The following is a 19,189-nucleotide window of genomic DNA, read 5'->3' as shown; positions in this document are numbered from 1 at the left end:
GCGTAGACGATCGAGCACGGCCAGTCGTCGGCGGCGTCCGCCGAACCGACCGTCACCGACAGGTCCAGCTGCGCCGGTACCCAGTCCGGCTCGACCGCGCGGACCTCGAGTCCGCCGACCGAGATGTCGGTCTTCTCCGCCGAGGCGGCCGGGTCGAACGACAGCATGACCTGGGCCAGTGGCGCGAACGCTTCGGATCGCGACGGATCGAGCGCCTCCACGACCGTCTCGAACGGGACGTCGGCGTGGGCGAACGCGTCGAGATCGGTGACCCGGACACGGTCGAGGAGATCGGCGAAACTCGTGGACGGCTCCACCCGTGTCCGCAGCACCAGCGTGTTGACGAACATACCGATGAGCGGGTCGAGGTCGGCCTGCCCACGCCCGGCGATCGGTGTGGCCACGGTGATGTCGTCGGTGGCCGACAACTGCGCCAGCACCACCGCCAATCCGGCGTGCACCACCATGAACGGGGTGACGCCGAACTCGTGGGCGACTGTCCGGATCCGCTCCCCGACCTCGGCGCCGATCGTGAATTCGACGCGGGCACCGCGATGGGATGCGACCGCAGGCCGCTCCCGGTCCGCGGGCAGGTCGAGCACCTCCGGAACGCCCTCGAGTTGCTCTGTCCAATAGGACAATTGGCGGCCAACGACAGAATCGGGGGCATCGGGGGAACCGAGCTCGGTGTGCTGCCAGATGGCATGATCGGCGAACTGAACGGCCAATGGCGCGAACTCCGGTGCCCGCCCGGCGGCCCGTGCCACATAGGCCGCCACCACGTCGGTGACCAGCGGCAGCATCGACTCGCCGTCCGCCGCGATGTGATGTGCGATCAATGCGAACAGGAACTCGTCGTCGGAAACCCGCCGGAGCCGCACTCGCAGCGGCCAGTCGACGGTCACGTCGAAGCCTGCCGTCACAGCCGCGTCCAGTTCGGCCTGCGTATCCACGACCGCCCAGTCGAGCCGCTCGTCGACCAGCTCGGCCGGATCGATCGCCTGCACTCCCACACCGTCGACGGCCGGGAAGCTCGTCCGCAGCACCTCGTGGCGCACCACGGTGTCGACGACGGCCGCGCGCAGGGCGTCGACATCGAGGTCGCCGGTCAGACGCAGCACGACCGGGAGGTTGTAGGTCGCGGTCCCGGGCTCGAACCGGTTGATGAACCACATCCGGGTCTGCGCGAAGGACAACGGGATCGGGGCCGGCCGCGGGGTCAGCGCCACCAGCGGCGCGCGACCCGCGCCTCGGGTCGAGACCACGGCCGCCAGGTCCCGCACGGTCGGGGCATCGAACAGGTCGCGCACCGTCACCTCGGCGCCGAACTCGTCGGCCACCCGGGCCGCGACCCGCATCGCCGACAGCGAGTTGCCGCCCACATCGAAGAAGGAGTCGGTCGCGCTCACCCGCTCGACCCCGAGCACCTCGGCCACGACCGCAGCGACCGTCACCTCGGCGGCGGTTGCCGGCGCGACGTGGTCGGTCGTCTCGAACACCGGCGCCGGCAGCGCCCGCCGATCGAGTTTGCCTGCGCTGTTGAGGGTGATGTCATCGAGCAACATCCACACCGACGGCCGCATGTACTCCGGTAGCGCGTCGGTGACCGCGTCCCGCACCACCGTCTCGTCTACCGTGGACGGTGACACGTACGCGACGAGATGCTGTCCACCGCCAGGGGTCTCGACCACGGTGCACGCCGCGTGCACCACGCCGGGCGCCGAGGCGATCACCGACTCGATCTCACCGAGCTCGATCCGCTGGCCCCGCAACTTCACCTGGAAGTCGGTGCGGCCGAGATACTCGATCCAGCCGTCGACATCCCACCGGACGAGGTCACCGGTGCGATAGAGCCGTGCCCCCGCTGCACCGAACGGGTCGGCGACGAATCGTTCGGCCGTCAGCCCCGGACGCGACTCGTAACCGCGGGCCACCTGCACGCCGCCCAGGTACAGCTCGCCGGGCACCCCCGGCGGCACCACCCGCAACCGCGCATCCAGCACGTGGGTCGACGTGTTCCACACCGGAACACCGATCGGCACGACGGCGGGAGCGTCGGTCACGTCGACGTAGGCCACCTCGACGGCGGCCTCGGTGGGGCCGAACAGATTGACGATCCGGACCCGGCCGAGGAGATCGTGGGCGCGGGCGACGACCGCCGGCGGCAGCGCCTCGCCGGAACAGAACAGCCAGCGCAGCGAGTCCAGGGCCCGGATCTTCTCGGCCGGGACGACATCCAGGAACACCGAGAGCATCGACGGCACGAAGTGCACCGACGTCGCGCGGTGGTGTGCGATGAGATCGGCGATGTACGCCGGGTCGGCGTGCCCGCCGGCCCGCGCCACCACGATCGTCGCCCCCGTCATCACGGGGGCGAACAGTTCGGGCACCGACACGTCGAATGTGAAGGGCGTCTTCAACACGATGCGATCGCCGGTCGACCACGGGTACTCGTCCAGACCCCACCAGAGGCGGTTGAGCACCGAGGTATGCGACACCGTCACACCCTTCGGACGCCCGGTCGACCCGGACGTGAAGAGCGTGTACACCGCATCGTCGGGTCGCAGCGGCGCCAGTCGGTCCGCGTCGGTGACCGCCGCCACCGACAGGTCCACCTCGCCTGAGGCGTCGACCTCGATCACCGCGACCGCGTCACGCAGATGCGTCACCGACGACGGGACGGCGCCCGCCCCGACCAGCACGACGCCGACGGCCGCGGTCTCCACCATGTACTGCACACGGTCTGCGGGCACCGTCGGGTCGATCGGGACGTACTGGCCTCCGGCAGCGACCACCGCGTGGATCGCGACGACCATCTCCACCGAGCGATCCAGCGCGACACCGACCGCCACCGCCGGTCCCACGCCGGCCGCGATGAGCTCTCGGGCCAGTGCCGAAACCCGGGCCCCGAATTCGGCATACGTCAGGGCCCGCTCCTCGAACATCAGGGCGACATCGTCGGGCGACCGGAGGATCTGTGCGGCAACCGCATCCGCCACCGAACCGGAGGGCACGGCCATGGTCGTGCCGACGGACCAGTCGCCGATGTGGGCACTCTCGTCGGCGGTCAGCATTCCTACGTCGGCCACCAGGGTGTCCGGCGCCGACGCCGCGGCGCGCAGGATCTCGACCACCGCGTCGGCGAACACCCGGATCTGCTCGTCCGCGAAGGCATCCGGCAGATACTTGAGCGTGATCGAGAGCTGATCGGCCATCGGGGAGGTGATCATGTTCAACGGATAGTGCGTCGAGTCGCTGACGACGGCCTCGGCGATGTCGAGTCCGCCGGTGAGTGCGGCATCGGTGGTCGAGAGCGACTCGGTGTCCACCGGATACGACTCGTGCACCGTCAGCGTGTCGAACAGTCCGGGGACACCGGTGAGTGCGGTCAGCTCGGGCAGACCCAGGTGCTGGTGGTCGAGCACCGACACCTTGGCTTCCTGCAGGCGGGCCAGGACCTCGCTGACCTGCGCCGCCGGATCGACGTCCACCACCGCGGGCAGGGTGTTGATGAACAGTCCGACCATCGACTCGACGCCCTCGAGGTCGGCCGGTCGGCCCGACACCGTCTCACCGAAGGCGACCACCCGGTTGCCGGTCAGCCGCGACAACAGCACCGCCCACGCGAACTGCAACACCGTCGCCACGGTCGCCCCGGTCGACCGGGCCAGCGACTCGACGGCAGCGGTCAGCTCGGCGTCGACGATGACCTGGTGATTTCTCGGCAACGACGCCATCGTCGCCCGGGTACCGGGCGACACGAGCGTCGGTCCCTCGACGTCGGCGAGTACCTCGCGCCACGCCGCCAGTCCATCGGCGACGCCGATCCCGGCGACGTGCTTCAGATAATCCTCGAAATCACCGTTGCCCGTGCCGATCTGGCCGGTGTAGGTGGTACCCGAGGCATACAGGGCGATCAGATCGGCCAGCACCAGCGGACCGGACCAGCCGTCGAAAAGGATGTGATGGTTGGTGATGACGACGCTGACGCCCTCCGCGTCGCGTACGAGCACCACGCGCAGCAGCGGTGGCGCGGCCAGATCGAATGGTGTCACCCGCTCGTGTGCGGTCACCTCATCGACACGGGCGCGACGTTCGGACTCACCGACGGCACCCAGATCGATGGTGCGCCACGGGACCCGGACGTCACCGGGGACCACGCACACCACCGCACCGCCCTCGGTCTGCACGAAGGCGGACCGCAGCACGCGATGGTGTCCGACGAGCGTGTCGACCGCTGCGTGCAGTCGCTGTTCGTCGACATCTCCGCGCAGGCGGAGTACCGCTTGGCTGACGTACACATCCACCGAGTCGTCGATGTCGGGGCCGGCCAGCGCGGATTGCAGATAGAGGCCTTTCTGCAGCGCGGACAGCGGCCAGATGGGCGCGTCCGGCCACCGGGACGACAGCAGGTCCAGATCCGCTTGCGACACAGCGGTTCCCGGTACGTCGGACGGGGACAGACCGACGTTTCGGTCATGTGACACCACATCCACGATGGCGGTCAGTTCGGCCGACCACCGATCCGCCAGCCCGGCGACGTCCTCGGCGGACAGGATGCCCTCGACGAACAGGAAGTCCGCGGACAGCTCACGGCCATGCATGCTCTGGCGGGTCCCGACATTCACGGTGAGGACATTCATCGCCGCCATCGCGCCCGACACCGACGCCGGCAGCGCCGGGGCGTCCGGATCCGCCATGAACGGCACCACGGTGTCGTTCGCACCGCCGCGACCGCCCGCACCGAAGAAATTGAATCCGATCGACGGCAGCGCGCGCCCCGCCATCCGGCCGTCACCACCGAAGCGCAGCAATCCGAAACCGACTCCGCGATCGGGCTGTCCGAGCCGTTCCTCCTTGGCGGCCTTCACCGCATGCACCACGTCGTCGGCCGGATCGAGAGCCATCGGCGCAATCGTCGTGAACCATCCGACGGTCCGGGCCAGATCCGCCCGCCGCGGGTCCGCGCCCGCCGCCGCGAGCTCCTCATAGCGCCCGTGGCCCTCCAGCAACACGCCGACCGGCGAGTCGTCGCCGATCCCCCGCGACTGCTGCCACGACCGCACGGCCCGGGCCAGGGCGGCCAGCAGCGCGTCGTTGACGTGCCCGCCGAACGCCTCCGGCACCACCGTGACCAACGCCTCGGTGACCGTGGCGTCCACTCGGTGCCGCACCGAGCCGAGTGTCGAGAACCGGTCCCGCACCCGGTCGAACGAGGTGCCGAACGAGGTCGGTGCACCCAGCCGTGACTCCCAGTACTCCAACTCGTGTGTCCGGTCGGCGGACTGACCGGCCAACGCCGTGTGCCAGGCCTGCGCCGAGGTGACCTCCGGCCGCACCTGCAGCGGCCCGCCCGCCTGCACCTGGGCCCACACCGTGATCACGTCCTCGATCAGGATCGGCCAGGACACCGCATCGACGCCGACGTGGTGGATGGCGAGGACGATGCGCGCCGCGTCGGCGCCCGCCACGAGGACCGCAGAGACCAGCACCCCGGCCGACGGGTCGAGCCGTCCGCAGGCATCCGCATGCGCCGCGGTGATCGCGTCGGCGAACTCCGGGGACCCAGCGGCCGCCGACGTCGTCTGACGACGCACCACCGGTCGCGAACCGACGCCGGCGGTCAGCACCCACCGCCCGTCGATGTCGGTGAGGCGCGCCGAGAGCATCGGGTGGGCATCCACGACCGCACCCAGGACACCGGACAGCGTCTCGGTGTCGAGTCCGTCCGGGGAGATGAGCACGACAGCCTGCGAGAAATCGGCGAAATCCGCTGCCGAATCCGATGATTCGATCATCCAGGAGACGACCGGTGAGATCGGCACGGAGCCGGATCCACCCGACGGCTCGTCCAGCAGTGGCAGCCGCTCGCCCCCAGAGGTGACCGCCTGCGCCATCGCGCGAACCGACTTGTGCTCGAAGATGTCCCGCGGCGAGAGCGACAGACCCGCCGCCCGTGCGGCCGACGACAGCTGGATCGATGAGATCGAGTCGCCGCCCAGCGCGAAGAACGACTCCACCACGCTGACCCGATCGACGCCCAGGACGCCGGCGACGACCTGTGCGAGTACTTCCTCGGTCGACGACGACGGCGCCACATGCGCGGCGCTCTCGGTCTCGATCACCGGAGCGGGCAGTGCGCGTTTGTCCAGTTTGCCCGCCGGTGTCAGCGGAAGGGCGTCGAGCACCTGCAGACTCGCGGGCACCATGTGGGAGGGCAAGCGTTCGGCGACGTGGTCGCGCAGCGCGGTGATGTCCGTGGACGGCTCGGCCACCACGTATCCGGCGAGCGCGGAGGCCACCGACCCGCCCACGCCGATCACCACCGCAGCAGTGACCTGCGGATGCGATTCGAGGACCGCGGCGATCTCACCGAGCTCGATGCGCAGACCACGCAGCTTGACCTGATCATCACTGCGGCCGACATACTCGAGCACCAGCTGTGATGCATCGGTCTGCGTCCACCGGACCACGTCGCCGGTACGGTACATCCGGTCACCGGGTCCACCGTGCGGGTCGGCCACGAATCGTTCCGCGGTCAGGCCGCGACGGTCGAGGTAACCGCGGGCGAGGGCGACACCGGTGGCATACAGGTCACCGGCCACGCCGACCGGCACCGGATGCAGGCGGGCATCGAGCACCAGCAGTCCGACCCCGTCGATCGGACCACCGATGTGCACGGGACGCCCGGCGGTGAGCGCGTGACTCATCGCGACGGCGATCGACGCCTCGGTGGGACCGTAGGCGTTGAAGAAGGCGAGCCGCGGTGCCCAGCGATCGACCAGCGTCTGCGACACCGCCTCACCGCCGGACATGAGGACGGCCAGGTCCGGAACGGACTCGGGTTCCAGAGTCGCGAGCACCGACGGCGTCAGGAAGACATGGGTGAGACGCTGTTCGCAGATGAACGCAGACAGCATGTCCCCGCCGAGTACGCCGTCGGGCCGATAGACCAGCGCCGCACCGGATGCCGAGGCCAGCAACCATTCGAGGATGGATGCGTCGAAGCTCGGTGAGGCGAACCCGAGAACACGCGAGGAGGCGTCCACACCGAAGCGTGCGATCTCCGCCACGGCGAAGTTGTGGATGCCGCGGTTGGTGACCGACACCCCCTTGGGGGTGCCGGTAGAACCCGACGTGTAGATGACGTAGGCGACGGCATCGAGATGCCTCGGTGCGAGCAGCTCGTCGTCACCGATCGCCGCCGCGTCGTGGCCGGCCAGCACACCCGGTGATCCGATGTCCTCCATCGACCACCAGTCCGCACCAGACGGAAGGCCCTGGCGCACAGCATCTGTGGTCAAGCCGATGCGCACCCCGGAATCGGTGAGCATGTGTTCGATACGTTCCACCGGGTACTCGGGATCGATCGGCAGATACCCGGCACCGGCCTTGGCCACCGCCCACATCGCGGTGAGCAGATCCGCGGACCGCCCGATCGCCAGCGCGACCAGCGACTCGGTACCGACGCCCTGCGCGATGAGCCAGCGGGCCAGCCGATTCGACCGTGCGTCCAGCTCGGCATAGGTGAGCACCGCACCGGTCTGGTCGGTGACGGCGACATGATCGGGATGGCGTCGGGCGATGTCGGTGAAGACCTCCGCGGGCACTCGCGCGGCGGCGGGACGCCCGCCCCGCACCGGCAGCAACCCGGCGGCCTCGTCGTCGGAGAGAAGGTGGGTGTCGCCCACCGGCAGAGCCGGATCCGCGGTCAACTGGTCGAGCAGCCGGACGAGTTGCGTCGCCATGTGTTCGGCGGTCGCCGCGTCGAAGAGATCGGTGGCGTAGATCAGGCTTCCCTGCCATCGGTCACCGGCGTCGGTGATACCGACCGTCAGGTCAACCTTGGCCGGAATATCCTCGACTGCAACGGAACTCACCTCGATGCCGCCGACGTCATGCGCCAGCACGCCGCCTGCGGCGAACTCGGCGAGCACCGACTGGTCGAACGAGAGCAAGACCTGTGTCAGCGGGGCGAACGCCTCCGACCGAACCGGGGCAAGGGCCTCCACCACCGTCTCGAACGGCACATCGGCGTGGGCGAAGGCCTCCAGATCGGTGGCCCGAACCTGATCGAGCAACTCGGCGAACGGCATTCCCACATCGACCGTCGAGCGCAGCACCAGGGTGTTGACGAACATGCCGACCAACGGATCCAGCACCCGCTGACCGCGGCCGGCGATCGGCGTGCCCACCGCGATGTCGCCGGACGATGACAGCCGGGCCAACAACACGGCCAGCCCGGCGTGCACCACCATGAACGGGGTGACGCCGTACTCGCGTGCAACCACCGCGATGCGATCGGTGACCCACGCGGGGACCTCGAACGACACCTGCGCGCCACGTTGGGAGGCGACGGCGGGTCGCGGCCGATCGGTCGGCAGCTCCAGCACGTCCGGCAGTCCCGCGAGTTGCGAAGACCAGTAGGCGATCTGCTGCCCCACCACCGACTCGGGATCGCCGGCCGTACCGAGAACCTCGTGCTGCCAGATCGCGAAATCGGCGAACTGCACGTCCAGCGGTACGAACTCCGGTTCCGCGCCGGTGACCCGCGCCGCGTACGCGGTCACCACATCGGCGACCAACGGTCCCATCGACTCGCCGTCGGCGGCGATGTGATGCACCACGAGACCGAACACGTACTCCTCGGCCGCCACCTGCCACACCCGCGCCCGCATCGACCACTGCGCCGTCACGTCGAAGCCGGTGGCGATCGCGGCGACCAGCTCGCTCTCCGAACCGACGACGGCCCAGTCCAGTCGCTCGGGCACCTCGTCGGCGGCACAGATCACCTGGACCGGCGTCCCGTCCACCGCCGGGAAGACCGTGCGGAGCACCTCGTGACGCACCACGACATCGACCAGCGCGGTGTGCAATGCGTCGATGTCCACCGGCCCGGTCAACCGCAACAGCACCGGGATGTTGTACGTCGACGCCGACGGGTCGAACTGATTGATGAACCACATGCGTGCCTGGGCGAACGACACCGGCACCTGCTCCGGACGCGGCGCCACCGCCACCACCGGCGCCAGCCCCACCCCGCGCCCGCTGATCACATCGGCCAGCCCCTGCACGGACGGGACGTCGAAGACATCCCGGACCGACAGCTCGACGTTGAACGCCTCGGCGGCCCGGCCGACGATGCGCGCCGCCGCCAGCGAGTTGCCACCGAGGTCGAAGACGGAGTCGCCGACGCTGACCCGCTCCAGGTCGAGCACGTCGGCAACGATCTCGGCGAGGATCTTCTCCGTTTCCGAGCTGGGGGCCACATACTCCGCGGTGCCCTTGATCTCGGGCTCCGGCAGATTCCGGCGGTCGAGTTTGCCGTTCACCGTCAGCGGCAGCTGATCGATCACCATCACCACGTCGGGCACCATGTAGGTGGGCAGTAGGCCGGCCGCGGCGATACGCACCTCCGACGGTGTGGTCGCCTCCTCGGACTCGAGTACGACGTAGCCGACGAGCAGTTCGTCGGCGTTGTCGCGGCGCTTGACGGCGACCGCCGCGGCGTCCACCCCCGAGGTGGCCAGCAGCGCTGTCTCGACTTCGCCGAGTTCGATGCGGAAGCCGCGGAGTTTGACCTGAGCATCGGATCGACCCAGGTACTCCAGGCTGCCCTCGCGCGCGATGGCGAGGTCCCCACTGCGGTACATGCGGCTGCCATCCGCGGCGAACGGGTCCGCCACGAAGCGGATCGACGACAGTCCCGGTCGGCCCAGGTAGCCGCGGGTGACCTGGGTGCCGCTGACGTAGATCTCGCCGGGCACACCGTCGGGGACCGGGCGCAGCCGGTCGTCGAGCAGGTGGATGGTCAGCTCCGGGAGGCCCTGCCCCACATCAGAGCCCTTGGCGGACTGGACGAAATCGGGATCGAGTGCACGGAAGGTCGAGTGCACGGTGGTCTCGGTGATGCCGTACATGTTGACCAGCACCGGGCCTACCCGACCGTCGCTCTCCAGGCGATCGGAGTACCAGCGACGGACCTGGGCGAAATCCAGTGCCTCGCCGGCGAAGACCATGTAGCGCACGGTCGCGGCGAGTTGCGTCGACGATCCCGGCCGCACCGCGGCCGCGAGTTGGTAGTACGCCGACGGTGTCTGCGAGACCACCGTCGCCGACTCGGTGATCAGCAGTTGGGCGAACTCGTCGGGGCTGCGCGTCGTCAGGAAGTCGACCACCACCAGCCGCCCACCGAACAGCAGCGGGCCCCACATCTCGAACACCGAGACGTCGAAGGCGTAGGAGTGGAACATCGTCCACACATCGTTCTCGGTGAACCCGTAGTGCCGTTGGGCGGCCGACATCAGCCCGACGACGCTGCGATGTTCCACCACAACACCTTTGGGCCGACCGGTCGACCCCGAGGTGAAGATCAGGTACGCCGCGGCGCGCGGATCGATCACATCCGGCAGGTCCCGGTCGTCCGACGCCGCCGACAGCTCTGTGATGGTTCGCCGATCGACCTCCAGGAAGCCGAGTGCCTCTTGTCCGTCGTGATCGGTGATGATGAGCGCCGGTGCCGCGTCCGAGACGATGAACGCGAGGCGATCCGCGGGGTGCGAGGTGTCCAGCGGCAGGTAGGCCGCACCGATCTTGAGGATCCCGAGGATCGCGACCATGACCTCGACGGTGCGCGGAGTCGCCAGACCGACCACAGAACCCGGCCGGACGCCGGCGGCGAGCAGACCGGCGGCCACCGCATCGGAGAGCTCGTCGAGTTCCCGATACGTCAACGAGCCGCCGTCGAGATCGGTGACCGCCACCCGAGAACTGAAACGGTGCACGGCCGAACGGAAGATCCCCGGCAACGACCCCCAGTCGGTGGTGCCGGCCACGGCACACGCGCGCTGCCGGATCTCGTCGACCGCGGCCCGGATCGCCGATGCGATACCGGCCGGGTCCAAACCGTCCCGACGGATCAGCCCGGTGACGATCGCACTCACCGCGGCCTCGGTGTCCAGTCCACGTGCCTCGAACACCGAGGCGGTCGCGGAGACGCGGGTGTTCAACTCCGCGAACGTCATCGCGTTGCCGGCCCCGGTGAACGCAACGGTCTCCGGCTCGAGTTGCGCCGCGATGGTGATCAGGTCTCGCGTCGGCGGACGCCGCCCCCATCCCGTAGAAATGTCCACCGCGTCCAAACCGATTCCTGTCACGTCCGTTCGCTGCCTTCCGACTCAGTGGAATCCGTCGAATGATCGCCGCGTGTCACCACCGTGTCGGCACGTTCACGTAGCTCGGCGAGTACCGCGTCGAAGCCGTCGGGTCCGGCCTCGGCCAGACCCGGCACCAGAGTCATCGCCGCCATCGTCAACGCCGAATCAGCATCGGGCGCTGTGGGACTCATGGCTGCCATCATCACGTCGAGGTCACCGAAGCTCAGCGCCGGCGGGCCGCTGATCGCGATCGCTGTGGGGTCGGCGGCCGCCGCGGTCGACACCAGATCGGCGAGCCCGGCCTCCGAGTCGGCGGCATGGTCGGCCGACGCGAGCTGCTCGTCACCGAGACGAATGCTCACGTCGCCGACGGTGGCCTCGGGCTCGGATACCACCGACTCCAGCACCTGTAGATAGCGTGCCGCCATCCGGTCGATCGTACGGTGCTCGAAAAGATCTGTGGCATAGAGGAACTGCGCGCGCATCGCGCCCCCACGCCCGTCCCGCTCCGGATCGTTCGGGAACAGCGTGAGCTGCAGGTCGACCTTCGCCGAGGTGAGCTCCTCGTGGATCGGCGAGACGGTCAGCCGATCGAATTGCAGCACGGGGAAATCCACGTCCTGGAAGGCGAGCATGACCTGATAGATCGGATTGTAGGAGGTCGGCGGCTTGGACAGGGTGCGGGACACGATGTTGTCGAAGGCCACATCCGTGTGCGACATGTCCGCGAGGTCCTCGTTGCGCACCCGCGTGAGCAGATCGACGAATCGCTCACCCGGGTCGATCTGGGTACGCAGCGCGAGCGTGTTGACGAACATCCCGACGACGTCGTCCAGGCTCTGCTCGCCACGGCCGGCGAACGGCGTGCCGATCACGAGGTCGGTGGCACCCGACATCCGGTTGAGCAGGACCGCAAAGGCCGCGTGAATGACCATGAACGCCGTCGTGTGATGCCGGCGCGCAACAGAATCCAGCTGCGCCACGATGGCGGCCGGGATCTCGAAGTCCACCGAGTCACCCCGGAAGGTCGGCGACTTCGGCCGCGGTCGGTCATGGGGAAGGTCCAGGCGCTCCGGGACACCGGCCAGCCGTTCGTCCCAGTAGGCCAGCTGGCGTTCCTCTTCGGTGATGCCGTCGCCGTCGACGACGGCCAGACGTTCGGACAACCAGAGGCTGAAGTCGGCGTACTGCACCGGCAGCGGCTTCCAGGCCGGCTCGGCCCCCGTGCTGCGGGCGGCGTAGGCGGTCATCAGATCCCGTGCGAGCGGTGACATCGATGCGCCGTCGGCGCTGATGTGATGGACCACGAAGACGAGGACGTGCTCGGTTCCCGAGATCCGCAGCAACACCGCGCGTACCGGGGGCCGGGTGGTGATGTCGAATCCTTCACCGGTGACCCGCGCGATGGCGTCCTCGAGTGAGGACCCGACATCGCGCAGCTCCACGGTGAGTTCGCTCTCCACGACATCTGCCGGCATGATCACCTGGATCGGTTCACCGTTGATCATCGGATAGGTCGTGCGCAGCGACTCGTGCCGCCGGACCAGGTCGGTGGTGGCCAGTTGCAGCGCGGCGACGTCGAGGTCGCCGGTGAGCCGCAGCGCCATCGCGACGTTGTACGCCGCCGATCCCGGATCGGAGCGGTTGACCAGCCACAGCCCGCGCTGCATCCCCGAGACCAGCACCAGCTCCGCGCGACTACGGGCGAGCAGCGGCGGCGCGCCGTGACCGGTGGGCCCGCCTGCGAGCGCCTGGGCCAGCGTCGCCACGGTCGGGCGTTCGAAGAGCAACTTCACCGGTACCGGCCGATCGAGCAGAGCCGACAGACGTGAGGTCACCTTGGTCGCGGACAACGAGCTACCGCCGAGATCGAAGAAGTCGGCGTCGGCGCTGACCCGGTCCTGTCCGAGAACCTGCCCGAAGATCCCGGCGACCACCGCCTCCATCTGCGAACTCGGTTCGCGATACCGGGCGGACGTTGTGAAGTCCACCGGCGGAAGGGATCTGCGGTCGATCTTTCCAGATGTCGTGAGACGGAACTCTTTCACGATGACCAGGGAGTGCGGCACCATGTAGCTCGGCAGATGGGTCGCGGCCTGTTCGAGGATTCTCTTGGGGTCGGCCGAGGCGCCCTCGACCAGGCGCGCGTAGGCGACCAGAACGTCATCGCCGCCGGGTCCGGGGACACCGAGGCTGACCACCTCACTCACCATGGGGTGACGCGCGATCGCGGCATCGACCTCGCCGGGCTCGATGCGCAGGCCACGGATCTTCAGCTGGAAGTCGGTGCGCCCCACGTACCGCAGGTTTCCCCCCGCGGTGCGGACCACACGGTCGCCGGTCCGGTACATGCGCTCCCCCGGCGCGAACGGGTTCGCGACGAAGCGGGTGGCAGTGAGGTCTTCTCGACCGTGGTAGGCCTGCGCGAGCGCAATGCCGGACAGGTACAGCTCACCGGGTACTCCGGCGGGCACCGGACGCAGCGCCGGATCGAGCACGAGTGTCCCGACGCCGGGGACGGCGTGACCGATGGTGACCTCGTCGCCATCGTGCAACGGTCCGGCGGCGGTGGCCCAGATCGTCACCTCCGTCGGCCCGTAGAGATTGAAGAATGCACGTCCCGCTCTCGCCCAGCGCCGCATCAGGTCCGGCGGGCATGCCTCACCGACACTGATCACACGGGTCAGGTGCGGCACGGCGGCCGGCTCCAACGTGGCCAATGCCGACGGTGTCATGACGGCGTGGGACACCCCGTGCCGGTCGATCAGTTCGGCCAGCTCGTCGCCACCGAACACGCCCGCGGGGCTGACCACCAGCTCCGCTCCGTTACACAGGGCCATCAGGATCTCGAAGATGGAGGCGTCGAAGCTCGGCGACGCCACGTGCAGGACCTTGGAACGCCTGTCCAGACGAAGGATCTTCTTCTGATTCGCGACGAGGCCGGCGAGACCTCGGTGGCTCAGCGCCGCCGCCTTGGGGCGTCCGGTGGAACCGGAGGTGTAGATCAGGTACGCCAGATCGTCGACCCCGGGTGCGCGAACCAGTTCGTCGGCGCGGAGGCGGGCACCGCTGTGCCCGGCCAGCTGCAGCTCCACCGACTCGTCGTCGATCGCCATCCATTCCACACCGGGCGGCGTCTTGGACGCGACCGGGAGCGTGGTCAGCCCGAGTCGTGCTCCACTGTCGGCGAGGATCTCGGCAAGCCGCCCGGCCGGATGGGCCGGGTCGATGCTGACAAAGGCCGCACCGCACTTCGCCACGGCCAGCATCGCCATCACCGACTCGTGCGAGCGCGGTATGCAGATCGCCACCACATCACCCGGGCCGATCTCCCGGGCGACGAGCTCGCGAGCCAGCTGATTGGTGCCGGCCTCCAACATCGACCAGGTGATCCGGACCGCCCCGCTCAGGGCGACCGCAGCCGGGTTCGCCTGCGCGACACCGTAGAACAGCAGGTCGCGCAGCGTCTCCGGGATGGCAGGCGCCTTGGGATGGCGGGTGAGCATTTCGAGCTCGGCCTCGTCGACGAGATCGATGGTGCCGATCCGCCGATTCGGCGTCTCGACGATCGTTTGCAGAATCGTGTTCAGCTGCGCGGCCACACGTTCGATGGTCCGATGGTCGAAAATATCTGCCGCATATGCGAATTCGACGTCCAGACCCGACGACCCGACCTGATCGGTCACAGTGATCGACAGATCGAATTTGGCCGACGGCACACGGGCATCCAGCATCTGTGCGGATTCCACCCAATGATCGAGCGCCGTCGCCTGCCCGGGATGCATCGTCAACGACACCTGGAAGAGCGGAGTGTGGGCAGCGGACCGTTCCGGCGCAACGGCTTCGACCACTCGCTCGAACGGGATGGAGGAGTGACGCATCGCCCGGGTGCGGGTGGTGTGCGCGCGGTCGAGCAGCTCTGACGTCGTGTCCCCCGCCGAGATCGACGTCCGTAACACCACCGTGTTGACGAACATGCCGACCAGATCGGCGGTCTCGGGTTCATCGCGGCCGGCGACGGCCGTCCCGATGGCGACCTCGTCGACCTCCGCCCAGCGCGCGAGCAGGATCGCGAACGCCGCGTGCAGCACGGAGAACGGTGTGACGTTGTGGTCACGCGCCAATGTCCGGATGCCGGCGACCAGGTCCGGATCGAGCGAGGTGTCGACGTAGCCGCCTGCGCCCGACGCCACATGCGGCCGGGGATGGTCGGTGGGCAGCGGGAGGAAACCAGGTAGCCCGGCCAGCTCCTCTTCCCAGAACCGCAGACCCTCGGTCGCGATCTCCGTGGGATCCTCCGGATCACCGAGGAGCTGGTGCTGCCAGACCGCGAAATCCGCGTACTGCACCGCCAGAGGTGGCATCTGCGCCTGCGTCCGGTCCCGGCGCGCCGTGTAGGCCACGAAGAGATCCCTGATCAACGGCATCAGTGAGAATCCGTCACCGGCGATGTGGTGCAGCACCAAGACCACCACATAACCCTGGCGATCGCGCAGGATCCGAACGCGGAACGGGATCTCGTGCACCAGGTCGAAACCACGGGCGGCCTCGGCGGCGATCACCTCGTCGAGCCGGTCGTCGACGACACCGACCTCGACGTCGAGGAAGCTCATGGCCTCATGAGGCCGCAGGATCTCCTGCACCGGTTCGCCGCCACTGGATCCGAAGCGGGTGCGCAGGGTCTCGTGTCGTTCCACCAGGTCGGCGAGCGCCTGCTGGAGCGCGGCGATGTCGACATCGGCGCCGAGCCGCACCGCGCCGGGCATGTTGTAGGTGCCTGCACCCGGGTCCATCCGGTTGACGAACCACAGCCGGGTCTGCGAGTGCGACAGCGGGATGATGTCGGGACGCGGCTCGACTCTGGTCAGCGGCGGTCGACCGTCGGCCCCACCCTTGCGGGACCGTTCGGCGATCTCGCCCACATCGACCGAGACGAACACGTCGGTGAGGTCGATCCGGACGTTGTGTTCGATCCGTGCCCGCGACACGAGCCGAGCGGCCATCAGCGAATCGCCACCGAGGGCGAAGATGTTGTCGCGCAGGCCGACTCGTTCGACACCGAGCAGCTCGCCGATGAGCGTCGCCAGGGTCTGCTCCATCGGGGTGCGGGGCGCCTCGTAACTGACGACGGGTTTGAGGTCCGGTGCGGGCAGGGCCTTGCGGTCGAGTTTGCCCGCGGTGCCGATCGGGAACTGCTCGAGCAGCACCGCGGCGGACGGGACCATGTGCGAGGGCAGATGGCGACGGCACCACGACAGAGCCGCAGCCTCGCTCACCGACTGATCATCGGAGCGGAGGTACGCGACGAGCACCGGTCCGGCGCCGAGGTCGGTGCGGGGTACGACTGCGGTTGCGTCGACCCCCGGCATGGCGTCGAGTACCGCTTCGATCTCGCCCGGCTCGATGCGCTGTCCGCGGATCTTGATCTGAAAGTCGGTGCGCCCCAGGTAATGCAGTTCGCCGTCGGCGCTCCAGCGGACCAGATCACCCGTGCGGTACATCCTCGTGCCCGCGGGACCGAACGGGTCTGCGACGAATCGATCCGACGTGAGATCGGTCCGCCCGACGTAGCCGTCCGCCAATTGGCAGCCCGCCAGATACAGTTCGCCCGCGACTCCGGCCGGGACAGGACACAGGCGGGTGTCGAGAACGTAGGTGTCGGTGTTCGCGACGGGCCGGCCGATCGGCACCGGACCATCGCCGACCACCACCCGCTGTTCGGTCACGTCGATCGCGGCCTCGGTGGGCCCGTACAGGTTCACCAGTTCGGCCGACGAGCCGGTCAACACGCGATCGGCCAGCAGCCGCGGCAACGCCTCACCCGAGGTGAACACCCGCCGTACCGTGGGCGGCAGGAGGATCTCGTGGCCCTCGTTCTGCAAGACCTCCGTGTAGACATCGAGCATCGAGGGCACGAAGTGCAGCACGTTCACCTGCTGCTGTGTGATCAGGTCCAGCAGGTACTCGGGATTGCGGTGGCCGTCGGGCCGCGCGATGACCATCTCGGCCCCCTGGGCCAACGGCCACAACAATTCCCACACCGAGACGTCGAAGGTGAACGGGGTCTTGTAGAGCACCCGGTCCCCGGCACTCAACGGGTAGTTGCCCTGCATCCATGCGAGTCGGTTGATGACCGCGGAATGCGAGACCTGGACGCCCTTCGGTGTACCCGTCGACCCGGAGGTGAACAGCACGTAGGCGGCTTCACTGCCCCCGCCGACCGCGCTGTCCGTGGGCCACTCGTTGCCGCCGGAGGCGGCCCCGGTCGCGATCGCGTCGAAGCCGATCGTCCGCAGCGACGCATCGTCGATGACCACCCGCGCGGAGACCGTCTCGGCGATCAGCCGCCGCCGCTCGTCCGGTTGGGCGGGATCGACGGGCACGTAGGCGGCGCCGATCGTCAGCACCGCGTAGATCGCGGCGACCTGGGCGACGCCCCGGTCGAGTGCCACGACGACGTGGTCGCCCCGGCCGATGTCGTTGGACGCCAGATAACCGGTCAGCACACCACGCAGCCGATCGAACTCGGCGTAGGTCCACCGTCGACCCTCGAAATCGACCGCGACCCGTTCTCCGTGATCGCGCACGTTGCGTTCGAAGGGGGCGAGCAGATGGGTGACGGTCTCCGGCAGCGCCAGTTCGGGACCCCGCCCGACGTCGACCATCTCCTCCCGCTCTCCGGCGAGAAGGAGGTCGACGTCACCGATCAGCGTGTCGAGACCGGCGAACAGGCGACCCAGGAAGGTCAGGAACCGCTCGGAGTGCCCCTCCAGCTCGTCGGCGGTGTACAGGTTGGGATTGCCGTGGAGGTCGACGACGAGCCGTGCCCCTGGGCTTGCCTGATAGACGTTGAGGCGCAGATCTTCCAGGATTCCCGAGCTCAGGATCTGGTAGTCGACCGTCGCGCCGATCATCTCGATCGGCTTGTCGAAGAACATGAGATTCACGATCGGACCGAACGATGCCGTGTTGGCATCCTGCAGCCCGGCATCGATACGGATGTCCTCGAACCGATAACGCTGATGGCGGAGAGCGCCGGTGAGTTCGAGCTGTAGCTGCTCGATGAGCTGGGTCATCGTCAATTGCGACACGTCACGTGCACGTACCGGCAGCATGTTGGCGAGCATGCCGCTGCCCATTTTGATCTTGGCGGAGGCCCGCCCCGTCACCGGAAGGCTCAGGACCACGTCATCGGTGCCGGCCATGCGCGCGAGATAGGCGGAGAATCCGGCCGTCAACAAGACTGCCGTGGACGTGTTGAGGTCCGACGCGACGCGATCGAGGGCGGCCTGCTGCTGCGCACTCATCTCACCTCCGGCCACGAGATTGACCGGGGACAGCGGCGCGGCCGCCGACTGCTGTGCGAGCGTGACACGCTCGGGCAGGTCGCGCACGCGCGCGACCCAGTGCTCGCGGTCCGCCTGTCGACGCGAGCCCTCGATGTACTTCTTGTCGTCCGCGAGGATCTCCGCCAACGTCGCCGCGGGTTTCGAAACGTATTCCGAACCCGCGAGCGCCATGTTGTACCGATCAAGGGTCTCGCGTACGCCGGTCAGACCGGCGTAGCCGTCCATGGCGATGTGATGTGCACGCACGTACCAGAATGAGCGGTCATCGGCGACCCTGATCAGCGTGGAAACAACCAATCGATCAGTACGCAGATCCATTTGTCGCTGATAGTCGTCGTTCATCCACTGACGCGCAGCAGCGACGGGGTCCGGCCGATCACGAAAATCGAGAAAGTCCAGACGGTTGTCGATCCCGTGATCGACAACCTGCATCGGTACCCCATTGACCTCGTCGATTCTGGTGAACGCGGACTCGCGAACACGCGCGTTCTCGACAACGACCTTCTCGAAGATCTCGCGATCGAGTGGCCGATCCCGGTCGCGGATATCGAGATACTGAGCAACGGTAACGGAATAGTCGGCAGAGAGGCTCTCGGCGAACCACATCCCACGCTGAGCTGCGGTGAGTTCCAGATATACGGGTTGGGTCTCGGTGGCATGATGGGTGTTCTCTGCTGACCCCAT

The 19,189-nt window shown here is 68.2% G+C and carries 2 protein-coding genes (1 of these 2 cut by a window edge); both read right to left on the bottom strand.

All coding sequences use genetic code 11. The annotated features are described in order from the left end of the window. Positions 1-11,156, bottom strand: the 5' end (the start) of a protein-coding gene (locus AC4AMJ_RS04195; protein WP_489917341.1) for a non-ribosomal peptide synthase/polyketide synthase. The gene continues 13,789 nt to the left of window position 1, outside the view; the window shows 11,156 of its 24,945 coding nt (coding positions 1-11,156); the start codon lies at positions 11,154-11,156; the stop codon falls past the left edge of the window. Continuing rightward, the gene (locus AC4AMJ_RS04190; RefSeq protein WP_489917340.1) at positions 11,153-19,189 is read right to left on the bottom strand and encodes an amino acid adenylation domain-containing protein; all 8,037 of its coding nucleotides are present in this window, start codon (positions 19,187-19,189) and stop codon (positions 11,153-11,155) included. Before AC4AMJ_RS04190 ends, AC4AMJ_RS04195 begins: the two co-directional genes overlap by 4 nt.

Source organism: Gordonia sp. LMA484 (genome assembly GCF_058129505.1).
The sequence above is the reverse complement of the archived record's forward strand: the minus strand, read 5'-3'. Positions and strand labels throughout refer to the sequence as shown.

What these genes read in the sequence shown, in the direction of transcription:
- AC4AMJ_RS04190 (WP_489917340.1), bottom strand. Translation starts at nt 19,189, where the DNA reads ATGGGGTCAGCAGAGAACACCCATCATGCCACCGAGACCCAACCCGTA.